Annotated in this window: 19 protein-coding genes and 2 pseudogenes; 16 read left to right on the forward strand and 5 right to left on the reverse strand. The window is 41.6% G+C overall.

Annotated elements, in window-relative coordinates; all coding sequences use genetic code 11:
• Positions 1-121: 121 nt before the first annotated feature.
• The gene (locus LC586_RS25245; RefSeq protein WP_229487816.1) at positions 122-796 is read left to right on the forward strand and encodes a response regulator transcription factor; all 675 of its coding nucleotides are present in this window, start codon (positions 122-124) and stop codon (positions 794-796) included.
• 136 nt (positions 797-932) lie between these two features.
• Here LC586_RS25245 and priA read toward each other — a convergent pair whose 3' ends face one another.
• Positions 933-3563: a primosomal protein N' gene (gene priA, locus LC586_RS25250; protein ID WP_229487823.1), complete on the reverse strand. Its 2631-nt coding sequence runs from the start codon at positions 3561-3563 to the stop codon at positions 933-935.
• 799 nt (positions 3564-4362) lie between these two features.
• On the opposite strand from priA, the gene LC586_RS25255 reads away from it, so the two are divergent.
• The 3 genes from LC586_RS25255 (at position 4363) to petJ (ending at position 7519) form a co-directional block, all read left to right on the forward strand.
• The gene (locus tag LC586_RS25255; protein WP_229487833.1) at positions 4363-5535 is read left to right on the forward strand and encodes an RpoD/SigA family RNA polymerase sigma factor; all 1173 of its coding nucleotides are present in this window, start codon (positions 4363-4365) and stop codon (positions 5533-5535) included.
• Positions 5536-6053: 518 nt separating this feature from the next.
• On the forward strand, positions 6054-6548 hold the full coding sequence (locus LC586_RS25260; RefSeq protein ID WP_229487843.1) for a GNAT family N-acetyltransferase: 495 nt from the start codon (positions 6054-6056) through the stop codon (positions 6546-6548).
• A gap of 635 nt (positions 6549-7183) precedes the next feature.
• On the forward strand, positions 7184-7519 hold the full coding sequence (petJ, locus tag LC586_RS25265) for a cytochrome c6 PetJ (RefSeq protein ID WP_229487857.1): 336 nt from the start codon (positions 7184-7186) through the stop codon (positions 7517-7519).
• Between the two features lie 438 nt (positions 7520-7957).
• Here the strand turns inward: petJ and LC586_RS25270 are convergent, their stop codons facing one another.
• Positions 7958-8584 (reverse strand): Uma2 family endonuclease, encoded by a 627-nt coding sequence (locus LC586_RS25270; RefSeq protein ID WP_229487866.1) that lies wholly within the window; start codon positions 8582-8584, stop codon positions 7958-7960.
• 321 nt (positions 8585-8905) lie between these two features.
• On the opposite strand from LC586_RS25270, the gene LC586_RS25275 reads away from it, so the two are divergent.
• From LC586_RS25275 to LC586_RS25285, 3 genes are all read left to right on the forward strand, one after another.
• A complete protein-coding gene (locus LC586_RS25275) occupies positions 8906-9775 on the forward strand; it encodes a coiled-coil domain-containing protein (protein ID WP_229487868.1) in 870 nt (289 codons plus the stop codon).
• Positions 9776-9787: 12 nt separating this feature from the next.
• A complete protein-coding gene (locus tag LC586_RS25280; RefSeq protein WP_229487876.1) occupies positions 9788-10354 on the forward strand; it encodes a hypothetical protein in 567 nt (188 codons plus the stop codon).
• Between the two features lie 351 nt (positions 10355-10705).
• On the forward strand, positions 10706-12796 hold the full coding sequence (locus tag LC586_RS25285) for a TonB-dependent receptor plug domain-containing protein (RefSeq protein WP_229487891.1): 2091 nt from the start codon (positions 10706-10708) through the stop codon (positions 12794-12796).
• Positions 12797-13182: 386 nt separating this feature from the next.
• On the opposite strand, the gene LC586_RS25290 is transcribed toward LC586_RS25285, so the two are convergent.
• Positions 13183-14022 (reverse strand): GNAT family N-acetyltransferase, encoded by an 840-nt coding sequence (locus LC586_RS25290; protein ID WP_229487904.1) that lies wholly within the window; start codon positions 14020-14022, stop codon positions 13183-13185.
• Positions 14023-14047: 25 nt separating this feature from the next.
• On the opposite strand from LC586_RS25290, the pseudogene LC586_RS25295 reads away from it, so the two are divergent.
• The 6 genes and pseudogenes from LC586_RS25295 to LC586_RS25320 all read left to right on the forward strand — a co-directional run.
• Positions 14048-14216 (forward strand): annotated as a pseudogene (locus LC586_RS25295) (IS1 family transposase); the annotation flags it as partial.
• Positions 14217-14321: 105 nt separating this feature from the next.
• Positions 14322-14618: a hypothetical protein gene (locus LC586_RS25300; RefSeq protein WP_229487913.1), complete on the forward strand. Its 297-nt coding sequence runs from the start codon at positions 14322-14324 to the stop codon at positions 14616-14618.
• Between the two features lie 552 nt (positions 14619-15170).
• The gene (locus LC586_RS25305; protein ID WP_229487921.1) at positions 15171-15560 is read left to right on the forward strand and encodes a hypothetical protein; all 390 of its coding nucleotides are present in this window, start codon (positions 15171-15173) and stop codon (positions 15558-15560) included.
• Between the two features lie 89 nt (positions 15561-15649).
• Positions 15650-15754: pseudogene (locus LC586_RS25310) on the forward strand (type II toxin-antitoxin system Phd/YefM family antitoxin); the annotation flags it as partial.
• 127 nt (positions 15755-15881) lie between these two features.
• A complete protein-coding gene (locus LC586_RS25315; RefSeq protein WP_229487929.1) occupies positions 15882-16106 on the forward strand; it encodes a hypothetical protein in 225 nt (74 codons plus the stop codon).
• A gap of 2 nt (positions 16107-16108) precedes the next feature.
• A complete protein-coding gene (locus LC586_RS25320) occupies positions 16109-16327 on the forward strand; it encodes a type II toxin-antitoxin system RelE/ParE family toxin (RefSeq protein ID WP_229487939.1) in 219 nt (72 codons plus the stop codon).
• Between the two features lie 232 nt (positions 16328-16559).
• Here the strand turns inward: LC586_RS25320 and ptsP are convergent, their stop codons facing one another.
• Positions 16560-19076, reverse strand: coding sequence for a phosphoenolpyruvate--protein phosphotransferase (ptsP, locus tag LC586_RS25325; protein WP_229488012.1), 2517 nt, complete (start codon positions 19074-19076; stop codon positions 16560-16562).
• Positions 19077-19319: 243 nt separating this feature from the next.
• Positions 19320-20516 (reverse strand): phosphodiester glycosidase family protein, encoded by a 1197-nt coding sequence (locus LC586_RS25330; protein WP_229487947.1) that lies wholly within the window; start codon positions 20514-20516, stop codon positions 19320-19322.
• A gap of 248 nt (positions 20517-20764) precedes the next feature.
• Between LC586_RS25330 and LC586_RS25335 the strand changes: the two genes are divergently transcribed.
• The 3 genes from LC586_RS25335 (at position 20765) to LC586_RS25345 (ending at position 25562) form a co-directional block, all read left to right on the forward strand.
• A complete protein-coding gene (locus LC586_RS25335) occupies positions 20765-20911 on the forward strand; it encodes a hypothetical protein (RefSeq protein ID WP_229487956.1) in 147 nt (48 codons plus the stop codon).
• Positions 20912-21879: 968 nt separating this feature from the next.
• Entirely contained in the window at positions 21880-23058 is a 1179-nt protein-coding gene (locus LC586_RS25340; protein WP_229487964.1) for a GNAT family N-acetyltransferase, read from the forward strand.
• Between the two features lie 1181 nt (positions 23059-24239).
• A complete protein-coding gene (locus LC586_RS25345) occupies positions 24240-25562 on the forward strand; it encodes a serine hydrolase (protein WP_229487980.1) in 1323 nt (440 codons plus the stop codon).
• Positions 25563-25652: the final 90 nt, after the last annotated feature.

Consider the following 25652-nt stretch of genomic DNA (forward strand, 5'->3'; position numbering starts at 1 on the left):
GGGAGATGAGGGAGATGAGGGAGCAGGGGGGGCAGGGGAGAATAATAATTTTTAACTCTTGACTAATGACCAATGACCAATGACTAATGACTAATGACTAATGACCAATGACTAATAACAAATGACGAAAATCTTACTTGTTGAAGATGATGAATTGTTTCGGCTTGGTCTGCGGATGCGGTTGCAACAAGAAACCACTTTGGAGATTGTCGCAGAGGCAGAAGATGGGGAACAAGCTGTAGAATTAGCAAATCGCTATCCCCTGGATTTGGTGTTGCTGGATATAGGTTTACCGGGGATTGGCGGGATTGAGGCTTGTCGCCAAATCAAGCAGAAGCACCCAAATTTACCAATTCTTGTTTTAACCTCTCGTTCTGAAAAACCCCTGATTTCGCGGTTAATTGCCGCCGGGGCGCAAGGTTACTGCCTCAAAGGTATTCCGGCTGAGTCTCTAATATTAGCAGTGCGATCGGTTGCAGCAGGGGCTTCTTGGTGGGATCAAACGGCAACAACAGAAATTAGAGCAGCTTTTGAGGGTAATTCTACTATGGTGCTGCCTGCAAAAACTGAGGAATCTTTAGAAAATCCCCTAACCAAGCGGGAGCAAGAAATTTTGGCACTCGTGGCAACTGGCAAAAGCAATCAGGAAATTGCTGAGGTTCTCTACATTGCCCCTGGTACAGTGCGGGTTCATGTCCATACTATTTTGCAGAAATTAGAAGTACGCGATCGCACTCAAGCCGCAGTTTTAGCTATCCAAAAAGGATTGGTAGCACCAGAATTGTTAATTAAGTAGATTAAAATTCAATCTTAAATACGTTTGTAGTGAGGACTTTAGTCCTCAAATATTCAAGCACTAAAGTGCTTACTACAAACCTATCAATGGCCTATTTTAGATAAACCAGATTTCTCAATCTTTTAGCCCAAGAAAATCACATAATATTGATAGGGTCTACATCTATTGTCAAGCTAACAGATTGAGGACAGAGCGATCGCACTTCTTCCCAATCTGGCAATTGTGGTAATGCATCGGGGGCAAATTTAATCAATATCTGCCAGCGATAACGATTAGCTACCCGCAAAATACTTGCTGGTGCTGGGCCTAATATCTCGAATTCTTCTTCTGTACTCAAGGTTGTGGCTATTATTTGCGCCGTATTTTGCACTTGAATGGGATCGAGACTACTTAAGCGCAATAAAATTAACCGCCCATAAGGGGGATAATTGAGGGCTTGGCGTTGTTCTAATTCTGCTTGGGAGAAAGAGTAATAATCGTGCGATCGCACTGCTGCAATTACCTGATGCTCTGTAGTATAAGTTTGTACGATCACCCTCCCCGGATCGTCGCCTCTACCAGCACGTCCAGCGACTTGAGTCAAGGTTTGAAATGCCCGTTCACTGGCGCGATAATCTGATAAATTTAGCAATCCATCGGCGGCGACAACGCCCACAAGTGTCACCTGTGGTAAATCCAAACCTTTGGTGAGCATTTGCGTACCGACTAATAAATCTGCTTCGCCGTTGGCAAATTGGGTAAGTAGGGTACGGTGTGAGCCTTTGTTGCGGGTGGTATCGCTATCAAAACGAATCAAGCGTAACTCTGGGAACTGTCGCGCTAGTTCCTGCGTTACTCGCTGAGTACCGCTACCGAAAAATTTTAGGTAAGGGGAACTACAATCAGGGCAGAATTTGGGGTGCGATCGCGCATAGTTACAATAATGGCAGCGCAATAATTCCGGCGCTTTTTCTTCGGTGTGGTGATACGCTAACGACACGTCACAGTGCGGACATTCCAACACATATCCACAACTGCGGCAAGATACAAAAGTACTGTGTCCCCGCCGATGGATAAATAAAATTCCCTGCTGTTTTCTCTCTTGCAACTGTTGCAAAGCTTCTTGCAGCGATCTACTAAATATAGAACGATTTCCCTGCTGCAACTCTTGCCGCATATCCACTATTTCCACAGGCGGTAAAGGGCGGGAGTTGATGCGTTCGGGGAGGGAGAGGTAGTGGGAGGGATGAGGGGGATGAGGGGGATGAGGGGGATGAGGGGGATGAGGGGGATGAGGAGGATATTGCTCCCTCATCTCCCCCATCTCCCCCTGCTCCCTCATCCCTCCCACACTTACCCAACTCTCCAACGAAGGGGTAGCGGAACCCAACACCAACGGGCAATTTTCTAATTCTGCTCGCCATTGGGCGACGGTACGGGCGTGGTAGGTAGGTATGGGTGAGTCTTGCTTAAAACTACTATCGTGTTCTTCATCTAAAATAATTAAACCCAGGTTGGGCAAAGGGGCGAAAACTGCACTGCGCGTACCAATGACAACTTGGGGTTCTCCTGTGAGCATTTGTCGCCAAGTGTCGTAACGTTCGCCATCGGAGAGGGCGCTGTGATAGACGCTGACTTTATTACCAAAACGGGCGCGAAAACGATCAGTTAGCTGGGGTGTAAGTCCAATTTCTGGGACTAAAACAAGGGCGGATTTGCCTTGGTTGAGGAGAGGTGCGATCGCTTGCAAATATACTTCTGTTTTTCCTGAACCTGTCACTCCATGCAATAAAACTTCAGCAAACCCATCTAATGTCTGGATTGTTTCTAAGGCGCTAGCTTGAGCAACAGTTAAAGATTTAGCCCCATCGCCTGCTAATGCTGGCCCCTGTTCGGTTCGCAATATTTCCCGTTCTTCGATGACGATGTAACCCTTTTGTGTCAACGTCTTGAGGATAGAAGAACTAGCATTACAAATTTGGAGTAATTCATTTTGCCACAACTCCCCACCATGCCGCCGCAGCACTTCCAAAATCTCTCTTTGGCGAGTAGTTAAGTCGTGGTCAATTGTACCTGTAAGCGTGACTGCTTTTTGCAGCTTTGGTCGAGTTAGTCGCGGCGGTTCTAAGTAGCTTTCTACTAAACCAAATCGCAGCAACTCCCGAATTCCCCGATAGGCAGATTTGACTTTTTGTTGGAGGTAGACAAAACTGTAGTCCCCAGCCGATTGCGCTTGTAAAAGTTCCCAAACTTGCCGCGCAGTTGGAGTCAAAAAAGCTAAAGGATCAGGAGATGCCAGTAAATAACTACTCCCCACTGCCCCCCTTGTACTGAGCGCAGTCGAAGTATGCCCTCTCCCTCCAACAAGGCGGATACGACGCTGCGATCGCCCCAGTAACCCTGGCGGCAGAGCAACCCGGATTACTTGAATTAGGGGCGTATAGTAATATGCAGCGACTCGATTGAGTAATTCCCAATAAGCACTTGGGAAAAATCCAACGCTGACTATATCTTCTACTTCCCGGATTTTTTCTGGTGGTAAATCGACATTTGGTTGTGCCAGTAACCGAATAGCGATCGCTCCTAATTGTTGTGCCCCAAATGGCACGCTCAAAATATCCCCTGGTTTTATTTCTAACTGGGCTGGCAATCGATAAGTAAATAGTCCTGTACTTCCTGGACAGTCTACCAATACTTCAACCCACCTATTAACAGTTATACCTGACTGGTATGATTGACTAGGTTCAGATACTAATAAAGGAGATAATTTTACGTCATTAATATACATAGTTTCTGACTTTATAGTTAGATATTTACCTCACATAGCTGGTCAAAAACAACCTAGCTAAATTAAGTCTAATTTTTTATTTTGTTAGACTTAAATGGTATTTCCCAATACTGTTATCCTTTATAATACTTGATAAGTTTCCTCTTATGTAATCTACTAGACAAATTCGTATCAACTACACATGCAATAAATATTTGGTACCCACTATACAAATAAAAGCATGTCAGCCCTTCCTGCAACAGTTGCTCCATCTACTAAATAGGGAGTAGCCTTTTTCCGCCTATCGATAGATATTCAACCCTTTCTGTATATGAGATGCTTTTATACAAATAAGAATATCTTGAAATTAAGCTGCCATTATTATAATTTCTCTCATTTGGGTAAATTGAAATCAGGAATGCATAACTCCAGCACCAGGTTTTTAATTTATCCAGTGATTTCCAACGGATAAACATTAAAAATATTTATAAAAATATATGAAAGTTTAAGATATTTGGATGGTTAGCTGAGATTTCTATGTTTGTTAAGGTTGAGAAAGTTTGAGGGGGTTTGACATATTTGGTAATTAAGAAAAAAATGAAGAATATAATCTGTTAGGAGCCTGAGAAGAAAGTTTTGTTGGGTGCGAAGGCCAGTTTAGTTATAGGTTGTATCTAACTGTAACCCATAGGTGTTAGGTAGATGCCGATTTTCATTCCTGAAGAAAAACTAGCATAAGCCTGAATTTCGCTATATAAACGGGTGCATTCGTCCCTTAGGGAAAACTACCAAGCCTCAAACGAGTAGCTGTAACTAAATTATGTACCAAACAAAGCAACAATCCCTAAAGGAAAATATGAATATTGTTGAATTAGGAGAAATGGAAATACTGGAGAATACTGCTGATATTGAAGAACCATTACTCGATATTTTAGAAGCAGTGGCAGATGAAGAGCCTCCAATTGTAGTAGAAAATCTGGAATCAGACGAACGCGACGGGGATGATATGGCCGCGGCCCGTCCTTCGGGATACAATAAAACCGAGCATGATGATGCCGTCGGCGCGTTTTTTAAAGAGATGGCGCGTTATCCGCTTCTAAAAGCTGATGAAGAGGTAGAGTTAGCGCGGCGAGTTAGGTTTCTAGAAGAAGTTAGAGAATTACAAGCAGCCTTAGAATTAAAACTGGGGCAGGAACCTAGCAAGGTAGAGGTGGCTTCCGAGCTAGAAATGACGGAAAAGCAATTAGAAAATCGCTTGTATCAAGGTAGAGTAGCGAAACGCAAAATGATTCGCTCGAATCTGAGATTGGTAGTTTCTATTGCTAAACGATACCTGAATCGGGGAGTGCCTTTCCTGGATTTAATTCAAGAAGGAGCGATGGGTTTAAATCGCGCTACAGAAAAGTTTGATCCAGATAAAGGATATAAGTTTTCTACTTACGCCTATTGGTGGATTAGACAAGCGATTACCAGGGCTATAGCTAACGATGCGCGGACAATCCGGCTACCTATTCATATTGTTGAAAAGCTTAACAAGCTAAAAAAAGCACAACGAGAACTCAAGCAAAAGCTTTGTCGCAATCCTACTGAAGGAGAAATGGCAGAAGCTTTAGAAATTAGTGTGCAACAACTACGCCAGCTACAACAACTACGGCGTCAAGCACTTTCTCTCAACCACCGCGTCGGTAAAGAAGAAGACACGGAATTGATGGATTTGCTAGAAGATGAAGATAACCTGTCTCCAGAAGCAAAAATGAATGAAAACATGATGCGTCAGGAGATTTGGGAAGTCTTGGGTGACGTGTTAACTCCACGGGAGAAAGATGTAATTTCTCTACGCTATGGTTTGACAACCAGCGAACCCTGTACCTTAGAAGAAGTTGGCAACATGTTCAATCTTTCTCGTGAACGAGTGCGACAAATTCAAAGCAAGGCCATGCGAAAATTGCGCCGTCCCCACATAGCCAAACGTTTAAAAGGTTGGTTGATTTAATTACATCTACAAAGATAGATTAGCTTCATTAACGAACATGGATCAAATAAAGTGCGTAGGGTGTGTTATCGCGTAGCGTAACGCACCATCCTAGATTTTAGGTGCGTTAGGACAAATGCCCATAACACAAAACTAGCTCTTTATTAAATCTACATTCTTAAGGAATGAAGGCGAGCTTGTATCTGCTATATTTCTTGAGCTTCACCTATTGCAAATTGCAAAAACAGGGCGTTTTTTACCTTTTTTCGTCTTTTATTTAGCCATTAGTCAAAAAAACTTACACACTTGCCTATGGGGGCATCCCAATCTTGCCAAAATACACAGGACTGGTACAAAAACCCTGTACAAACCTCTTTCCTTTGCGTTCTTTGCGTCCAACTCTTACGAGACGCTGCGCGAATGCGGTTCGTTATTTCATTCTCCGCCTAAGTCCAAATACCATATAAAAATAAACTTGCACATTTGGGATGCTCCCTTTGCCTATAGACTATGGACTATGAACTATAGACTATAGACTAATGACTTCGCGTAGCAATTTGATTGTGCGTTTTGCTGAACCAACTGATTACAGCGTACTGTTTAAATTAATTCAGGGGCTGGCTGAGTATGAAAAATTATCTCACGCTGTCACTGGCAATGCTCTCGAACTTAAGGAGCATTTATTTGGATCGCACAAATATATAGAAGCGATTTTAGCAGAATCTGCGGGTCAAGCCGTTGGTTTTGCCCTATTTTTTCATAATTATTCAACATTTCTGACTAAGCCAGGAATTTATCTGGAAGACTTATTTGTTTTACCAGAATTTCGTAGGCAAGGTATTGGTAAGGCTCTTCTTACTAAAGTAGCTCAGATAGCTGTAGAACGTGACTGTGGGCGGTTAGAGTGGAGTGTGCTGAATTGGAACGAATCAGCTAAAGTATTCTACCGTAGTATGGGAGCATCTATATTAGATGATTGGCAAATTTGTCGTGTTACAGAAGATGCGCTTACTCAGTTAGGATCTGTTAAATAAATAATTCGTAATTCGTAATTAAGTTTTGTAATGGGGATTTGAACCCCAATACAAAACTTGCGTGATTTTTGAACCGAGGGACTTAAACCCACGAAACTCGTTAAAATAATTCACAATTGATAAATTGATAATAACGGTCTTACCCGTAATAATAGCGGTAAGCAAGTTCGTAGTAAGGACTTTAGTCCTTATTTTCTAATACCAATTTTCACTAAGCTTGCACTTAATAACTACCCCTTCTTACTTAGCGTACTTGGCATTAGCCTGTGGCTTGCCACTGAGCGTCCAATACGATTCGGTTAAGCCCAAAAAATCAAAATGTGTAGGTTGGGTTAAGGAACGAAACCCAACTATTGCAGGGTTTTGTTGGGTAACACTAAAGTTCAACCCAACCTACAAATATTCTTAACCCAAGCGTATTGACTACGCGTCTACATTTAATAAATATTAAGTGCATCTTTATAGCGAATTGGTATAAGTACGCTTTGTGCTTACTACAAACCCCGAATATTTAAAATCCAAAAACTTGATGAGAAGTTTGACAGCTTGTCATTTGACTATAGCAGCGCCTCAACTGACAATTATGGAGGATATCGCAGCGAATAAGCTGTTATTGGAGAGAGAGAGAACACGAAATGAAAAAAATTATTACAGTGATGCTGTTAGGCATAGCAATCTTCACCTTTGCCTTCAGTAGTCCAGCTTTGGCAGCAGATGCTGTTAGTGGAGCTAAAGTATTTAGTGCTAATTGTGCCTCTTGTCACGCGGGAGGTAAAAATCTGGTTCAAGCTCCAAAGAACCTGAAGAAGGAAGCTTTAGAAAAGTATGGTATGTACTCAGAGGAGGCGATTATCGCCCAAGTTACAAAAGGTAAAAATGCCATGCCTGCTTTCGGCAGTCGTTTAAAAGCTAATCAGATTGAAGATGTAACTGCTTATGTGCTTTCACAAGCAGATAAGGACTGGAAGTAGACTAAAATCTAACTTCAATAATTAACAATTTGCGGGGCTTTTTGTCCCGCTAATTTTAAGGTTGCCGAAATTGTCAAATAGGATGCTTATACCAATTTTGGATTTTAGACTTTCCTGCGGAACGCTACGCGTAGCTTGCTTCTCCGAAGGAGTACGACTACGCTCAGTCGAACGATTTTGAATTTTGGATTAAGGTTTTTATAACAAGACTGTTCCAAAAATATCAAACAATACTACCTATCCTCATTTGGTATTATGAGTTATTTGTATCGATTATTTCTCAGTCTAGTTATTGCTTTCCCTCTCACTTTTTTGACTTTAACTGCACATTCATCACCCATCATATATATCACGCAAATTACAGGGGCTGATTTCTTGGAGTTTGCGACAACAAATTTCGTCTGTAACGGAAATCGCTCTTTTTTAATAGTGTAAGAGTTATACAGGGTATCCACCGGCTTGAAAAATCTGTTCGGCGGTTAAATTTAATTCGGGGAAAGTAGGTGAGATAATGCGATCGCTACCTCGAAACTGGTTGACTTGGTATTCTCCCTCAATTAAGGTGTAGAGCGAGACAGTTGGTTGTTTGGGGTTGCCAATAAATCGCCTACCGCCTAAAGCAGCATAGTCTATAATCCAATATTCTGGGATACCTACAGCCTCATAATCAGCAGCTTTTTTTAAATAATCATCACGCCAATTGCTACTCACTACCTCAACTACTAAGGGTATTGATTCCGCTTGGCTTACAGTAGATTCTTTTTTCCATAGAGGTTCGTTTACCAAATTGGGGCGATTTAATATCAGCACATCTGGTGAGTAAGCAGATTCATTTTCAGGCGGTTTGACTAATGCTGTTTTGGGTATGAAGTAGGGGAGATTTAAACGAATACACTCTCTAGTAACTTCAAAGGCTAAAAATCCAACTACCTCTTCATGATCGCCTGTGGGTTGTGGCATCTCGACTATTGCTCCATCATGCAATTCATAACGTTTTCCAGTGTTGTCAGGGTATTTAGCAACGAATTCATCGAATGTAACTACTTTGCCTAAGGTTTGAACCATAAATTATTACCTTCTATTTTGTTTGTGAAGCATCCAGTTTTCTCAATGCTAATGTAATTCGTAATTGCTACAAGGTAAGAGACTTTGAGGCTTATTCCCTTTTGCCTTTTGGAGCCTAGCTTGCTTATGAAGCCGAATCTCTCTAGCCCTTGGAGATCGCACGTCTAGCAATTTGAGCGCTTGAGACAGAAGAAAAGATATCTCAAGGCAGATTGAGATCATATTACCAGTAGAACCGAGATCACACTTCAATTAGTACATCTCGGCTAAAGTCAATATTTATACTTCAATATAACAAATGCTCATATAGGAACTTAAACTATGACAATGAAGAGAGGAGATCGCAGAGATTCTAATTATGACAACGCTGTTAATAATCCTCGCTCACGGCAGAAAGAACCAGCTTCTTATCATGAGCTTAAACTTTCATTGATGACTGTTCGCGCCAATTTTGAGGAAGCTGCATCTCAACGCGATGAAGCAGAACAACGTGCAAAAGAAGCTGCATCACAACTGGTTCATGTTCAGCAAAAGATTCAAACTTACCAAATCGAGGCTAATGAGCTAAAAGAGCGTATCGCTCAAAATTATCGTTTTTATATTGATGAGCAAGAAAATCATCAAAAGACGCTCTACCTTTACAACGAAGAAAAAGCGAAAATATCCCAGCTAGTTCATATTCACCAGCGAGAGATCCAAACTTGCCAACTCGAGGCTAATGAACTAAAAGAGCGAGTTACTCAAAATTACCAGTTCTATGTTGATGAACAACAAAGTCATCAACAAACCCTCTGCCTCTACAACCAAGAAAAAGCGAGAGCGACTGAATTACTTACCAAATATGAGTTAGTAAACTCTGAACGAGAAATGTATTTGAGTTTATACAATGAGGCTAAAGCAGAACTCAAGCATGAGCGACGTTCTAAAGCTAGTATTAAGGGATGGGAAACTCGCCGGAAAGCCGAGAATGAACGACTAAAACGGGAAATCGCCCAGATGGTTGTGCTACTGCGTGAATCCTTAGAAAGTAAGGATGAAGCAGTAAACAGTCTTTACGTTGTAGCAGAGCGTATGGATCGAATTCAATCTCTAGTTGATTCGGTAGAAGAAGAAACAACTAACAATCCTATGGGTTTGGTACAAAAGTTTAAACGCATCTGGCTGGCTATTAAAGATATACTTTCTGAATAAATAAGCATACTCATGAGCAAAAAATCACTCCCAACGACGCAAAAACAAGGTAAAGCGAGGTTGGGAGATCAAATTCGCAGTATTGCTGATCGCCTTAAACAAGAGACTGATGTACAGATAAAAGCAACTTCTAAGATTTTAGGGGCTGCTGCTCAAATTGCCGAAAATCATGATCGACTTATTAGTGAAGTGGTTGATATGGTTGAGTCAGACCTTAATGTAGAGAAACAGGGATCTCAGAAGTATATTTATACTGTTGATATTCTGAAGCAACAGTTTAAAACATTACGAGATGCAAAGGCTCACTTTAACCTGAAAGTTAGTAGTTGGGAATCACTTGTTAATAAATTAAATGCTGCATCTTGCCAAACAACTATAAAACAACATAAGCCTCAATCAAATCAGGTTTTTACAAAAAATTATGTAAAAAAGGTTGAAGATAATTTCAATAATATTGAAAATTTGATAGTTTTTTTAGAACCTGATGTTGCAGAAATGTTTCCCAATTCTGAAGCAGTAAATGAAGCTCTGCGTTTTCTCATTAGAGTTCAATACGCTTGGGTTAAGGCTAAAAAATAAAACTAGTGTAGGTTGGGTTGAGGAACGAAACCCAACATTATCAAGCCTTTGTTGGGTTTCGTTCCTCAACCCAACGTAGCATTCTTCTTAACTGAACCATATTGCATTAGAGTTGCGAGTAAAAATTTTTTTTTAAACTGTAAAGTTGTATCCATAAAAATTGGACATAATTCACGCAATTAAAAACTCCTATAGCGCTACTTAATCATTTGTAAACAACAAAATTACCCGAACTCTCAGAGAAATCGGGAATCTAACCGTGGAAATATGACAGCGTGTCTTTTGACATGATTTTACTATTACAGCAACAATACTACGTGGTGACTGTTTTTAGTTGGTGTGAAAGAGAACGTGAAAAAGGATTTTTTGTTGCTAACAGTTGCTTTACCGAGTTTACTGATAGCGTTTCCTGGTTTTGCTGCTGAAAGTGAAATTAAGCAGAGAAATACTGATAAATCAACCGAAGTCATTTCAGATATTCGGAGTTTGAGCGAGATTGAGCTACCCGCCACTAATGCCGAATTATTAACTCAACAATCGGCACCGAGTGAAGTTAATCCAGATCAGCCAGAAACAGAGCAAACTCAGAGCGATGATGCAGAGATTTCTATAGAAGTGATCGCAGAACCAGACAACCTACCTCAATCTACTCCAACTTACGTAATTGATAAAGAAGAAATTCAAAAGCAGGGCGCTACAAGTTTAGCCGATATTTTGAAAAGAATGCCTGGTTTTGCTATCAATGATGTAGGTCATGGTGCAGATATTCATACAGGTACATACTACCGGGGAGCCTCAATTAATCAGTCTGTATTTCTGATTAATGGCAGACCAATTAACAATAATGTCAACACTTATCATGGTGGAACTGACTTAAATAGCATTCCTGTAGAGGCTATTGAACGAGTGGAATTATATAGCGGCACAGCCTCCGCTTTGTATGGTTCTTCAGCTTTTGGGGGAGTTGTGAATATTATCACCAAGGAAGGTTATGGCAAACCTAAATTGAGCGCTAGTGCAGAATTTGGCTCATTAAGTTTAAATAATCAACAAGTAACTTATGGTGGTTCATCTGATAATGTCAAATATAATTTCAGCTTTGAAAGATTCTTTACAGATAACCGTTACCGCGTTCCTGTAGGTGCAGCAAATCGTGACGGACAAGGTTTTTTATCAAATGCAGACACAGCTACAAGTACCTACTTTGGTAGCATTGGAGTAGATTTAGATAAAAAAAATTCTTTGAATTTAGATGTTACTAAACTCAGCAGTCGTCGGGGCTTAATTTATTTCGGGTTCCCTCTCCAAAGAGATAGATTAGACCACGATGGTTTAAATGTTGGCTTATCCTGGAAAACTCGACTAGGTAATGGGGAAAGCTCTAATCTTACAACCTCAATTGGTTATAACCAAGATTATTTCAGCACCTATGGCCCGACGGGAGTATCATTTTATCGTAGAGGGTCTTTAGATACACAACAACTCACAGCTAGAGTAGATCATGAGTGGAAAATTACTTCCAATAATAAATTGCGCTGGGGATTAGATTTGAAAAACACCGACTTAACCGGTGATGTTTTTAGTACAAATCCTAATAGTATTGCCGAAAACGAAAAGGAAGATCGGAGTTTGTTCAATACAGCTTTATTTGCTGTCAATACTTGGAATATTAGCGATGATTTTCTGATAGATTTAGGGCTAAGGCAGACATTTGACAGCCAGTTTGGAAATTATCTCAACCCTAGTGTTGGGTTACGTTATGCTGTCACTCCAATAATAGCAGTGCGTGGAAGTTGGGCAGGGGCACAACGCAATCCTGGCTTAGATCAGTTGTATGTTTATGATACGGTTCATGGTTGGGATCCTAATCCTAATTTAAGACCAGAAACTGGCTCTACTTGGAGTGCGGGAGTAGATGTAAATTTTTCTCAAAACCTGATTGGACAGTTTACTTACTTTGGTAGTAGTATAGGCGATCGCTTGGGAGTCATCGCCGGAAAATGGGAAAACATTGGATTAGTAGATACCAATGGTTTAGAGGCAGCTTTGCAATTAAGAATTGCCCCAGGCTGGTCAACTTTCCTCAACTATACTTATACAGATGCTCAAATAAAAACAGGTACAGACAGAGGTTTACAGTTAGGTTTAATTCCCTACTCTGTACTTCAAACTGGCGTAGGTTATGAAAATGCAGGATGGCAGGCTAACTTGTATGTTACCTACAATAGTGGCGCTCGCAGATCCATCTTTGCTCCCGATAACAAGAGTACAGATTTTGCACCATCTTTCGTGAATTTAGATTTGACCGGTCGTATACCTTTAACTAGCAATTTAGGACTGACAGTCTATTTAGAAAATCTACTCGGTGAGCAATATGAGCGAGTTAATCGCATTTATAGCCCTGGATTCACTTTTCGCCTGGGTTTAAGCGCTAATTTTTAGGTATTAAATCTAGAGATTTTGTAATGACAAAATCTCTACTAGGACTTATATCATGTCCGCATAAATAGTTACGCTAACCACAGTCATTACACCCCACCCCCAACCCCTCCCGAAGAGCGGGGAGGGGAGACAAAGCATAGCTTTGGCGGGGTGGGGTTCTTCGGGTTTGATAAGTAATCAAGCGGACATGATATTATGCATTGACAAGAAATACCAAATATGGAGCAAGGTTAAAAACCATATCTTTCGTAAGGGCACAGCATTGCTTAACCCCTACAGTATGGTCTATTTACGATCGCAGGATAATTAAGAAAAGCCTGAAAACTTCCTCAAGATAGGTAATGCACATCACGATGCATTTGTACAGTGCGTAAGTCCTATCTACATTATTGGGATAAGGTGAATGAGTATTCGTGCCAATCGCAAATGGGGCGATACCCAATCGCTTGATAAATATGATTGGCTGTGGGATTGGCTAAATCTGCTATGAGGAAACAATGGCTACATCCCAGGTCTAGCAGTTTTTGGCTTAACGCTGCGACACAGGCAGTGGCATATCCTTTGCGACGATACTCTGGTGGTGTATAAGCTAAATTGATCCGACCAATTGTAGGTAACAATTGTTTACTAGACGCAACTGAAACTGGAGTGCTATCAACCCAAAAATAAGTATTCTGCTGTTTCAAGCGATTATCTACCTGGTGTTCGACATCTTCGCTCACCGCCTCATCTATCTCAGATAAAAATGCAGAAAGCCAGTTGATCAAAAGAGAGCGATCGCCTTCAGTTGCCAGTCTGAGATATCCTCTGGCCGTTGAGACTCTTTGCACTGCCGTTAATTGGTAAATTTTCATTACCACCGACCGTTGATAGAATTGTCCTGTCAGCGCTTGCCAAGTCTGCGAGAATATTTCTGTCTCTCCAGCAAGTCCCATGTTTCCTGGTAGTTGCTCTTGACGCAAATCTTGAGCAATCAACCGCAAGGCATCCATATTCTGGGCTTTGGATAGTATCAATTTTTGGGGTGGGGTGCGGATAGCAACAGCCAGAATCTCACCACTTGTTTGGACAATTGCTAAATAAGGCTTACCCAGATAACGTTCTGGGTTATGCAGCAAGGTATGCGAAATACTGAGCAAAACATTATTTTCTACCTGATGCTGGAGTAAGTAAGCCTGAGTGCAGTGCCAGAACTCCTGAATGTTGTTGAATCGATGTAGTTGCATGATTTGCCTTCCTCACGAACCAAGTGACGAGCTAGAAACTTTTGTTGGTAAAAAAAAACAAAATTTGGTTGTGGACAGCAGTGAATAAGCATATCCCAGTCATTTTTGCTTGGGTTTTAGGGGATAGGAGTTCAGAAACTTTTAAACTTTTATGGCAAATTATAAACTATTGGCAATCTGATTTTTACGTCACTGCTTAAAAAGGGCGTTAGGAAAGATCAACAAGTGCCTAAAATTATAGCCAACTACTTTTCAAACATCCTCTAAGATTTACTTTTAATCTAAAATCCCAAATTTTTATGAGAGCCAGAATTGAAAATCAAATACTTTTTATCCACCACGAAGATTTGCCAGAGTTTAAGAAGGGTGGTTCGGTGGTGAGAAATTCTTATTTCTGGGCGCTACGTTCAATTGCTGCTCAAGCTTCGCGTTATCGTGATTGGGAATACGAACCGGAGGTTTGGCTAGCGCTTTCACGAATGCTTTTATCGTTTGCTGAATCTGGATATTTAGGCATTAGAGAAACCTTGCTGGAGTTTCCTTTATCTCAAGGGGAAATTCCTAGTTTGCTGCGAGATGTATCCACTTTTGAGTAGGGTTGCATAGCTTTTGTTTGCGGAAAACACCGAAATAAGTAAGTCAAATGACCTTTTGAGTAAGTCAAATGACCTTTTGCTTGCGGAAAACACCAAAATGAGTAAGCAAACTGGAGTTTGAGTAAGTCAAATAAACTTTTGCTTGCGGAAAACACCAAAATGAGTAAGCAAACTGGAGTTTGAGTAAGTCAAATAAACTTTTGCTTGCGGAAAACACCAAAATGAGTAAGTCAAATGACCTTTTGAGTAAGTCAAATGACCTTTTGTGAAAGCATTTAAGTATTTTGAGAAAATAATCAGGCCTTTTGAGAAAGCAATTAGGCATTTTGATAAAGTAATCAGTAAATATACCTGACGATTAAAAATTGCGGCTACACATTGCTGTAATTAAAATTACATTACCAAAATAATGCTTGTACTCATCAGGCACTAAAATGAGGTTTAATCCGTCACGATTAGCCATCATAGACAAACCCTAGTTAACAGTAGTGCTGAACCAAGGGTAGTTGTGAGAAGACAATTAAAATGTACCAGTTAGTGTAGAAGAACAACGTGAAAATAGCGATTATTGCTAAAACATTACTTACATCTATATGTTTGTTAGCTTTATTTACCCCAAGTCAAGCATCGGCTCAACTTATACCGCAACCTTGGGTTTCAGTTGGTGGAAAAGATGGTGATGTAACTTATGCTGTAGGAGCTAGGGCTTTAAATTTTGGGGTTGAGGTAGGAATTGGCCCTGATAGCGCTACGGGAGTAGATGTTTTGAAATTTATCAGTTTGCCTGTAATTTCACCCTATGTAGGAGTTGGGCTTTATTCAGAAGATAAAGGTGTTGCAGTTTCAGGTGGCGTTCAGGTAGGTGCTACTGATAATGTTTTTGTCGGTGCTGGTTACAATTCTATTCGTGGCTTTAACGGGCAACTGGGAATAAGATTTTAACAGTGCTAATAAAAGCATCAATGGTTTTCTTGTTGACGCACAGGACAAAAGAAAATAGTATCGAATCAGGTACTTAATTAGGTGCTAGTATGGTTAACCTTGAAAATATCCACTCGTTAACGGACTTCCGGCGCAATGCCAGCAACTATGTTGAGCAAATCAAGGAAACGAAAGCTCCACTAGTTTTAACGGTGATATCATGTCCGACTTAATACTTATGTCATTGCGAGCGGAGCGTGGCAATCCCAAACCTTTGCGATTGCTTCATTTCACTTCGTTGCATTCGCAATGACATATCGTAAGTGATTTGCCGAACTTGATATGAATGGCGAAGCAGCAGTGGTGGTTCAAGATGCCCGTGCTTTCCAGCAGATGTTGAATCGATTGCAGCAGCTTGAAGACGAGCTAAACCAACTGAAGCTAGAAAGCTTGCAACAGGAAGTTCAAAAGGGTATTGACCAAGCTGACAAGGGCGAACTCTTAAATGGGGAAGAAGTGATGGCACGGCTCCAGGCTCGCTATCAGGCTGCTTTGACTGACGCTTAATAATGAGCTATTACACTTTTACGCCGTTAGCAGTCAGCGACCTTAATAGCATCTATGAATACATAGCTGCGGATGACCTGGCAATAGTGGGACGATTGCTTAACCGCTTTACCGAATTGTTTCGGAAACTTGCTGCTATGCCTGGAATTGGTCGTAACCGCCCTGAGTTAGGGGAAGGTATCAGGAGCTTTCCCTCTGGAAATTATGTCATGTCCGCTTGATTACTTATTAAACCCGAAGAACCCCACCCCTTAATCCCCTCCCCGCTTGCGGGGAGGGGAGACAAAGCGTAGCTTTGGCGGGGTGGGGTGCAATGACTGTGGAAATCATAACTAATTATGCGAACATGATATTGTGTCATTTTTTACCGCACGGTTGAGGGAGGCATTCAAATTATGCGTGTCTTACATGGGGCGCGGGATATCGAGAAGATATTTGCTCAAGACACCGAATTTACGCCGGAGGAATAACTGAAGTTGACATTAATTCTCTAACATGCTCTGCGGAATCTTGTTGTAATACTGATGCCACGATCGCTTCACTTTCAACTATACAAAACCTAGCGATCGCCTGTTTCACTCCAGGTATACTTTGAGGATTTACGCTCAATTCATCCAGCCCTAAACCTAATAAAATTGGTGTTGCTAAAGTATCTGCTGCCAATTCTCCACATAATCCTACCGAAATCCCCGCCGCATGGGCAGCTTGGATTGTTTGCTGCACCATTCGTAAAACTGCTGGGTGTAGCGCATCAACTAAATTTGCCACGCGGGGATTAGTGCGATCGCTAGCCATGACGTACTGACTCAGATCGTTAGTCCCTATACTAAAGAAGTCTACTTCAGCAGCTAACTGATCTGCGATCGCTACTGCTGCCGGAACCTCCACCATAATTCCTACTTTCATCGCTGCATCAAAGGAAATACCAGCTTGATTTAGTTCAGCCTGTACTTCACCCAAAATTACTTTAGCTGCACGTACCTCAGTTACACTGGCAATCATTGGCAACATGATCTTAATTTGGTGTCCGACACTGGCTCTCAAAATTGCCCGTAACTGAGTTTTGAACAAATCCAGATGATCTAAACAGAAACGAATTCCCCGCCAACCTAAGAAAGGGTTAGCTTCTGGAAAACCTACTCTGAGATAAGGAAGTGGCTTATCACCACCGACATCTAAGGTACGAATAATTAGCGGACGATTATCTAAAACTTGGGCGATCGCCTGATACACTTCTAGTTGTTCTTCTTCAGTGGGGGCGCTTGTCCTATCTAGATAGAGAAACTCTGTGCGGAGTAATCCCACACCTTCTGCACCGCTAGCCACCGCAACTTGCACATCACTTATACTACCAATATTGGCGAAAACGCTAACTTGCCGACCATCACGAGTAATTGCTGGCTGGTGTGCTGTAGCTCGTGCTTCTTGTTGGGCAGTTTGCCAAGCTTCTCGCTTTGCTGCCAGTAAATCCAAGATATGTGATTCTGGTTCTACCCAAGCTTTGCCACTTTCACCATCAAGTGCCATTAGTGTACCATCTGCCAAGTGCAACACCTGGGCATCCACTCCCAAAACTGCGGGAATACCCAATGTTCGGGCGATAATTGCGCTGTGAGAAGTGGCACTACCTGAAGTTGTACAAATACCTAACACCTTTGTCGGATCTAGTCTAGCGGTATCTGAAGGAGTTAAATCAGTCGCTACTAAAATCGCCGGTTCCTCAAGATGCAAGTTAGCAGGGGCATTCCCAGCTAATAATCGCAGCACTCTTTGCCCGACATCGACAACATCGTCAACTCGCTCTTGCAGGTAAGAATCCTCAAGTGTGCGGTAGGAAGTCGCTACTTCATCGACTACGGCTTGCCAAGCGGCTTCAGCATTTATATGGTGTTCAAAAATGCGCTTTTTAGCCGCTTCCAACAGTACTGGATCTTCTAAAAATAGTAATTGGGCATCGAAGATAGCAGCTTCAGCGTCACCAATTTGCAGAGAAGCTTGGGAAAAAACTGCTTGGATTTCTTGTTTGGCGGTGTGCATTGCTGCCTGTATTCGTTGCCACTCTATCTCATGGTCATCTACGTGATATTCCGTAATCGAAATGTGGGTGGATTGATAATGAACAACAGGTGCGATCGCTACTCCAGCAGATGCTGCAATTCCCGAAAGTTCGCCGTGAGTTGCTGGTGTAACTTCATGGTGAAATGCTGGTGGAGAATTCAAGGCAACATTATCTTCACCAAAATTATTTGCGAATAATCCCTGTAATGCCGCTAGCGCCTCATCTGCATCAGAACCAGTGGCAGTAATCACCAATTCGTGTCCTTGACGTACCCCTAAAGTTGTAACTTGGTTAATACTGTCACCCCTAACTAGCTCAGTATTTTTCGTTAAATTCTGCACTAGAATTTGGGATTGAAACCGGGCTGCGGTTGTCACAAACTGCGCTGCGGGACGGGCGTGTAATCCTAAGCGATTGCTCACAATTACCCTGATTTCTCGCGTTGGTGATTCTAGATTGGTTGTTGAGGTGTTGTGACTTACAATTGACAACGGCCTACTAACTACACCCAATTGAGTTGCTTTTGCTAGGAGTGCGCCGCGTGCTTCCGCCATGACTTGGTGAATATCTCTACCAGCCGCCGCAGCCACTACAGCAGCGATCGCACCTTCTACTAGAGGTGCTTCACACAAATACACTTTTTGCTGTTGTGCTTCTGAAAAAAACTCGATTGCCATTTCTGCACTCAGCAAAGCACTACCCAAATCCATTAACACCAAGACACCATCATCAGAAAAAACAGAAGCGATCGCTTCATAAACCTGAATGGAATCTGTACCCAATGGATTTTCTGGATCTTCAATACCTGCTGCAACAGCGATAGAGACTTGGCCTTGAACCATCTGCGCGGCGAGTTCCCGCACACCCAAAGCTAGTTGTTTACTGTGAGAAACGATGACAATTCCAATCACTGCCACACCGCCAAACTTATTAAGAGGTTTGCGTTTAGCTAGTTATCCATTTCATTTTCCCATTCCGCACCGCTAAAAATAGCGCTTATCTTTATAGCGCTTTTTAGTTGATTCCAATACAGACCTAACCCCCAGCCCCTTCCCTACTAGCGTTGGGGAGTAAAATTCAAAGCCTCTCTCCTCTTAGGAGAGAGGAATGGAAGTGAGGTCAGAGTGTATTGCATACAAACGAAAAGCGCTATATTACAATTGCAACTGCCCGAAAATATTCCGGTCTTTCCAGCTAGAAATCCGAATAAAATAGCCTTCTTTTACAGAAATACGTGGTGTCCATTCATAAACTCCATCGCTAGCGGTACGGTCAGAAATGTTTTGGATAAGTTTGTTTCCATCGTACAACTTAATCGAGACATCGCCGTTAAGATTATCCCGCCACAATATTAAATAAGGCTGATCCTTTTTTGCAAGTACTTTCTTCACTGGCTGACTGATTAAGATTTTTGGTGCAACCTGATTTTTGGTTTTTTTACGAAATCCCAAATAATGAGGTAGGTGTCGGAAAGTAGGATTTTCTTGTGAATTAGACAGTTGTGGAACAATAATATTTCCCCTCTGGGAATTAAATAAATAAGTTGATCTGCCCCCATCAACGGTAATGATATCCCCTTTAACTCCTAATTTCCGTAATAAATCGGCTGCTTCATCCAGAGTTGCTTGGTTCACCGTCATAATCAACAAAAGCTCGTCACCCTTAACACCATCTTTGTTCAGAGTACCGATGACTTGATATTTATTTACTTGGTTTTGGGCTAATACTTTCGCCGGATGATCGCTGTATCGGTAAGTGACGATAGCATTCTTCACTGCGTTTTGGTTGAGAGGCGAACCGCTACCCTGGTCGTAATCGGTAATATATGCCTGCTTACTGTTCCAGACTAGAGCTTTGAGGTGAATATTACTATAGTATTTATCTTTTGGTTGCTTGATTGGGCCATAGGGGCTAGTGCCACCACTGATAACTACACCATTGAGTTTAATTGGAAAAGATAATTGAGTACTAGATTGGTATTGCTCAAAAAAAGAACAATTAATCAGCGAAAAAACGTTGTTTGCATAAAGTTTCTTATATTCGTCTGTTACTTCCGAAAACAACTTATTTTTGAAAAAGGGGCTGTAATGTCCACCTTCCCCTTTATAATATTTACCCTCATTTAGACCCATATTATCTACCTCTCCGGTAATTTGGTCTATCTGGATTTTGCGAAGATCAATAACTTGTAAATATGCTTCGTTACCATTTGTTAATTCTTTTTTATATAAAGCTGCCCCGTCTATAGTTTGGAGAGGCTGATAAGAAGATAGAGGGTTGGAAACTTGGGCAATCAAAAGGCTACTCAGAATCGGCAGCAAAAAAAGCAATAAATTGATCACAACATTCATAGTCCAATACAGTTCAGTTAAGCATTTCTTTCTTCTCTTCCTTTGCGTTCTTTGCGTCCTTTGCGGTTCGTTAAAAAAATTGACTTTGACTAATATTTAAGCCTTAACTGAACCGTATTGATTCATAGTCTCTTGACCACAATTGCACAAAAAGTTGTCGTTACCACTTTAAGGCTAATGAGTTGCGATCGCATTTACAAAACTTTAGTTAATATCACTTAAAGCGATTTCTGATGAAAAAAATACCTATGTTGAGGAGTTTCGACTACTTCGACTTACCTCGGCAACGCTTGGCACAAGTCGCTCAGTACAAGTTCGCTCAACTCTCAATTACTCACTTGGTTGAGCGTTCGCGTAGCGTCTGGCAGAGAAGTCGAAACCAACGGCTATGGTAATTTTATTACTAGAATTCACTTAAGTAGCTGGGCAAAATTAAATTAAATTTTAACCCTCAAATCGCCACGAATTTACGCAAAGCTGTACTCAGGAAACTTTTTGATTTGAGCTAGTATAGCGGTTCTCGTTTACGTGAGGTACACCCGTAGGGGCACGGCAGTGCCCATTGGTGTAAACTTAAGCTCAAATGCTTGTCCCACAGGCGTTTTACCCCACCCCGCCAAAGCTATGCTTTGTCTCCCCTCCCCGCCTGCGGGGAGGGGATTAAGGGGTGGGGTTCCGACGACTTAATTAGTAATTGAGTAGGCTTGATATAACGTCATTGCGAGGGTTTCACGTTAAGTTGACACCAATAGGCACTGCCGTGCCCCTACACCTCGTGATGTAATGTTGTACCACATCTGAATGGGAACCGCTATAAACAGATTTATAAGTTCATTGCAATGATTGCTGCAAATGTTAAAGCGTTTCTTATACATCAAGCAACATTAGCTGCAAACGTTAAAGCGTTTGCAACAAAAACTTATACATTTCTTGCAAATACTTAATTTTTTCTTATACATGAAAGAGCAATTGTTGCAAATGTTTAAGCATTTGCTGCAACTGATTATAGCTGACCTGCAAATACTTAAGCCTTTCTTATACATCAAGTAACATTAGCTGCAAACGTTTAAATTTTGACAACTAGTGTTTAAATAAGAGCGATGTCTACGACGGGGTACGCCTACGCTGTTTGGTTAGTAGTTGGTGATGAGATCAGGTCAGGCTAATTAGTTACAGTTACCACATCTGTGCAAAAATCGGAAAACCCTCTTTCCCCCAGCAAGAACAGCAAGAACTGCGGTCTTAATGATAAGTTTTTAACCAGACACGATATGATGGGTTGAGTCAAAGAAACATAGTTGGTGAAGCATAAAGACAACGCTTGCTGTAGCATAATTGTGGTTTTGTACTAATGGTATAAGAGATGACGGCTCAATTTGAATACAGCACTCTTGCCCATCCCCAGGATATTCAGCAGCTTGGGACTATCTTTGAGCAGTGTTTCATCAGTGGGCTTGGTGGCGAGGAAGCTTACATTAATCTGCTTGGCGTAGAAAATTTCCGCATTATTCGTGAGTCAGAACAATTAATTGGTGGATTGGCAACTCTGGATATGGGCCAGTGGTGGGGTGGTGTGCGTGTACCAATGACAGGAATTGCCGTAGTGGGCATTGCTCCAGAGTATCGCGGTTCGGGAGCTGCGATCGCTCTCATGCAGCACACCCTCAAAGAACTTTATGCTAGAGGTATACCGCTCTCTGCTCTTTATCCAGCAGTTCAAGGCTTGTATCGAAAAGTCGGGTATGAGCAGGGGGGTAGCTGGTGTAATTGGGAAGTTGCAACCAATACTATTCAGCTACGGGAGCAACCTCTACCTTTGCAACCAGTAGTTCCGATAAATCATGAAGTCTTTCACGAACTATATCAGCAACAGGCGAGATTAACGCATGGATATTTAGACCGACATCCCGCAATCTGGGAGCGCTTAATCCAGCCAGATGAAAAGGAAACATTTTACGCATATTTTATCGGTACAAAAGAGAAACCCGAAGGCTACATTCTCTTCAGCCAATATTCAAAAGAGGATGGCACAATCCTGCGAATCAAAGATTGGGTAATTCTCACAGCTGCGGCTGCACAAACATTCTGGTCTTTTCTTGCCAGTCATCGCTCCCAAATTGCCCAGGTGCGATGGAGGAGTTCTGCAATTGATTCCTTGACATTGCTGCTACCAGAACAAACTGCCAAACTTAAGAATACAATGCGTTGGATGCTGCGGCTAGTAGATGTAGTCAAGGCGCTGGAGATGCGGGGTTATCCATCGGGAATTCAAGCTGAACTGCACCTAGATATTCTAGATAATTTGCTAGATGCAAACAATGGTAAATTCATCCTTTCAGTTGCCAATGGACGCGGTGAAGTTACAAAAGGTGGAAAGGGTGAGTTGCAGCTAGATATCCGAGAACTAGCACCAATATATACAAGTTTGTTCACACCCTACCATTTGCAAATAGCCGGAAAACTGCATGGGACAGAAACAGCTATTTCAGCAGCTACGCAAATATTTGCGGGTAGTTCTCCTTGGGTGGCTGATTTTTTTTAATGTGAGATGTCAACAAACTTTTCTTTAGTTGAACTAAAGTTCAAGTCTGTCCCTCTGCGACTGGGCGAGGGATCGTATTTATCCCGTTCCCATTTTATTGTCACGCTTCGTTACAGGTTAAAATTCATAGTTCTCGTTTACGTGAGGTACACCCGTAGGGGCACTGCACTGCCCATTGGTGTCAACTTAACGTAAAAGTCATGTCTCGCAAGGAACTGAACTTCCTTGCTAATAGCGAAAGTCATCTGAGAGATGACTAAAATATAGCCAAAAATCTTTAGTCTACTTCAGTAGACTTTAGCTATTAGCCTTGAACTTTAGTTCGAGGCGGGTGAGTCAGCCAAGCCAACAGTTAAGCCATTTCTAGGCTTTTGTTGACACCAATGGGCTGCCGTGTCCCTACACCTGGTGATGTAATGTTGTACCGCATCTGGATGGGAACCCCTATAAGAGGATGTTTGAAAAGTCATCTTGTCGGTAGCAAAACGTTTTAGATCCCCCTAAATCCCCCGATAAATTGGGGGACTTTGATCCGGTTCCCCCCTTTTTAAGGGGGGTTAGGGGGCAATACGGTTCGGTTAAGCCCAAAAAATAAAAATGTGTAGGTTGGGTTGAGGAACGAAACCCAACCTAAGAGCGGGGTTTGTTGGGTTTCACTTCGTTCAACCCAACCTACAAATATTCTTAACCGAACCGTATTGGGTTAGGGGGGATCAATAAGTGCCTAAAATCACAGCAAACGACTTTTCAAACATCCTTAAAATTCTCTCTGTACAAAACATAAGTCGGAAACATAATTAATCCTTTGCTCGTCCTTCCGCTAGATTAACAATTTCTGTTGTTGTCAACTCACACCACAAATCAAACTGTCAGCGATTTACTTTTAATAAGTAATGATGATTTATCGTGCTTATCTAATCCCAAATATCATCTCAAAAAATAACTTAGAGTACTCCAAGTAAAAAAATGCCCAATTGTCATTGCGAGCGAAGCGAAGCAATCGCAAAGACTGGGATTGCTTCGTCGTTCCTCCTCGCAATGACGGGTTTTGGATCATTTATTTTTTGGAACACTCTTAATGGTATTTCTGACTTTTTCTCCGGAAGTTCAGCACAATCATCAGAAAAAAATCTAAGTAAAGCTGATTAGTCGCTCCTAACTTGCACACCCACAATCACAACATGAAATCACATCTACTAGCGATTGGTTTAAGCAGTTTAGTTCTAGTTGCAGGCCAAGCTAAAGCCTCACAATTACAGTCTTGGTACTATGATTCTAGCCAAAACCAATTAGACCTAACTACCACTTCGGGAATAGAACCAAAAGCCTTTTTATTAGATAATCCTAGCCGATTGGTAATTGACTTACCTGGAACTAATTTTAATTCTGATAGTGTCAAACAAAGTTTTGGGAAGGCAGTTAAAGAAATTCGCCTCGGCAAACCAGACTCTCAAACAACTCGTTTTGTCGTAGAATTAGCTCCTGGTTATGATGTTACTTCCCAAAATATATCAATTAAAGGAGATTCTCGCTCTCATTGGATTTTCAAATTCAATTCATTTGACCGCCAAAATAATCCCATTGTAGGGGAAAATCGAGAAGATATTGCCATCAAATCTACAGATGCATCTACATTTGCTGGAGTTGTGAATCTTGGTCAAGAGATGGTTGGTATCACTTCACAAATTCGCAGCTTGTTAGCAAGTTATAAAACATTAAATCCAGGAATCTTTTTCTTAGATTTAGATACAGGAAACTATATAGATATCAATGGTGAAAAAAGATTTGCGGCTGCCAGTACAATCAAATTTCCCTTATTAGTCGCTCTTTTCCAAGAAATAGACGCTGGTAGAATTAAACTCACCGATAAATTAGTGATGCGGCGCGATTTAAAGGTTGGCGAATCTGGAACTATGCAATACAAACCCATCGGAACTAAATTTAGCGTCCTAGAAACTGCTACCTTGATGATGACAATCAGCGATAATACCGCCACAAATCTGATTCTCGATCGCTTGGGTGGTGCAGCAAAAGTTAGCCAACGTTTTCGTAGCTGGGGATTGCAAAATACAGCAATTCGGAATCTACTTCCAGACATTCCTGGCAAAAATACAACCAGTTCCAAAGATTTGGTCAGATTGGCGGCGTTAGTTTATAATAATCGTTTGCTATCCCCAAACAGCCGCAATCAAGTTTTAGGCATTATGCGGCGTGTCAAAACCAATAGTTTACTACCAGCTGGTATTGGTCAAGGAGCTACGATCGCACACAAAACTGGTACATTGAGATTTATCATTGGTGATGCGGGTATAATTCAAATGCCCAATGGGAAAAGCTATTTAGCAGGTGTTTTGGTGCAAAGACCAAACCACGATCCTAAAGCTGGAGATTTTGTCCGTGAAGTTTCGAGAAGAGTCTATAATTACCTAGACAATACCAAAGTTAGCAATATAGAACCGATACTTGGCGATGCCTCCGGCGGGCTACGCCTACGCACTCGTTAATAAATGTCTGACTTTTCACGTTATGTAGAAAAGCTAACGATTCACCTAACCCCCTAACCCCCAACCCGTGGCGGGAAGGGGGAAAATTCA

The organism is Nostoc favosum CHAB5714, from assembly GCF_020829495.1.
GTDB lineage: Bacteria > Cyanobacteriota > Cyanobacteriia > Cyanobacteriales > Nostocaceae > Nostoc > Nostoc favosum.

Bases quoted from the DNA above. Each gene is read 5' to 3' on its own strand.
- priA (WP_229487823.1), bottom strand. From the start codon at position 3,563: ATGTATATTAATGACGTAAAATTATCTCCTTTATTAGTATCTGAACCT.
- LC586_RS25275 (WP_229487868.1), top strand. From the start codon at position 8,906: ATGACAATGAAGAGAGGAGATCGCAGAGATTCTAATTATGACAACGCT.
- LC586_RS25315 (WP_229487929.1), top strand. From the start codon at position 15,882: ATGAATGGCGAAGCAGCAGTGGTGGTTCAAGATGCCCGTGCTTTCCAG.
- LC586_RS25345 (WP_229487980.1), top strand. From the start codon at position 24,240: ATGAAATCACATCTACTAGCGATTGGTTTAAGCAGTTTAGTTCTAGTT.
- LC586_RS25245 (WP_229487816.1), top strand. From the start codon at position 122: ATGACGAAAATCTTACTTGTTGAAGATGATGAATTGTTTCGGCTTGGT.
- LC586_RS25330 (WP_229487947.1), bottom strand. From the start codon at position 20,516: ATGAATGTTGTGATCAATTTATTGCTTTTTTTGCTGCCGATTCTGAGT.
- LC586_RS25335 (WP_229487956.1), top strand. From the start codon at position 20,765: ATGTTGAGGAGTTTCGACTACTTCGACTTACCTCGGCAACGCTTGGCA.
- LC586_RS25255 (WP_229487833.1), top strand. From the start codon at position 4,363: ATGTACCAAACAAAGCAACAATCCCTAAAGGAAAATATGAATATTGTT.
- LC586_RS25320 (WP_229487939.1), top strand. From the start codon at position 16,109: ATGAGCTATTACACTTTTACGCCGTTAGCAGTCAGCGACCTTAATAGC.
- LC586_RS25260 (WP_229487843.1), top strand. From the start codon at position 6,054: ATGACTTCGCGTAGCAATTTGATTGTGCGTTTTGCTGAACCAACTGAT.
- petJ (WP_229487857.1), top strand. From the start codon at position 7,184: ATGAAAAAAATTATTACAGTGATGCTGTTAGGCATAGCAATCTTCACC.
- LC586_RS25340 (WP_229487964.1), top strand. From the start codon at position 21,880: ATGACGGCTCAATTTGAATACAGCACTCTTGCCCATCCCCAGGATATT.
- LC586_RS25270 (WP_229487866.1), bottom strand. From the start codon at position 8,584: ATGGTTCAAACCTTAGGCAAAGTAGTTACATTCGATGAATTCGTTGCT.
- LC586_RS25290 (WP_229487904.1), bottom strand. From the start codon at position 14,022: ATGCAACTACATCGATTCAACAACATTCAGGAGTTCTGGCACTGCACT.
- LC586_RS25280 (WP_229487876.1), top strand. From the start codon at position 9,788: ATGAGCAAAAAATCACTCCCAACGACGCAAAAACAAGGTAAAGCGAGG.
- LC586_RS25300 (WP_229487913.1), top strand. From the start codon at position 14,322: ATGAGAGCCAGAATTGAAAATCAAATACTTTTTATCCACCACGAAGAT.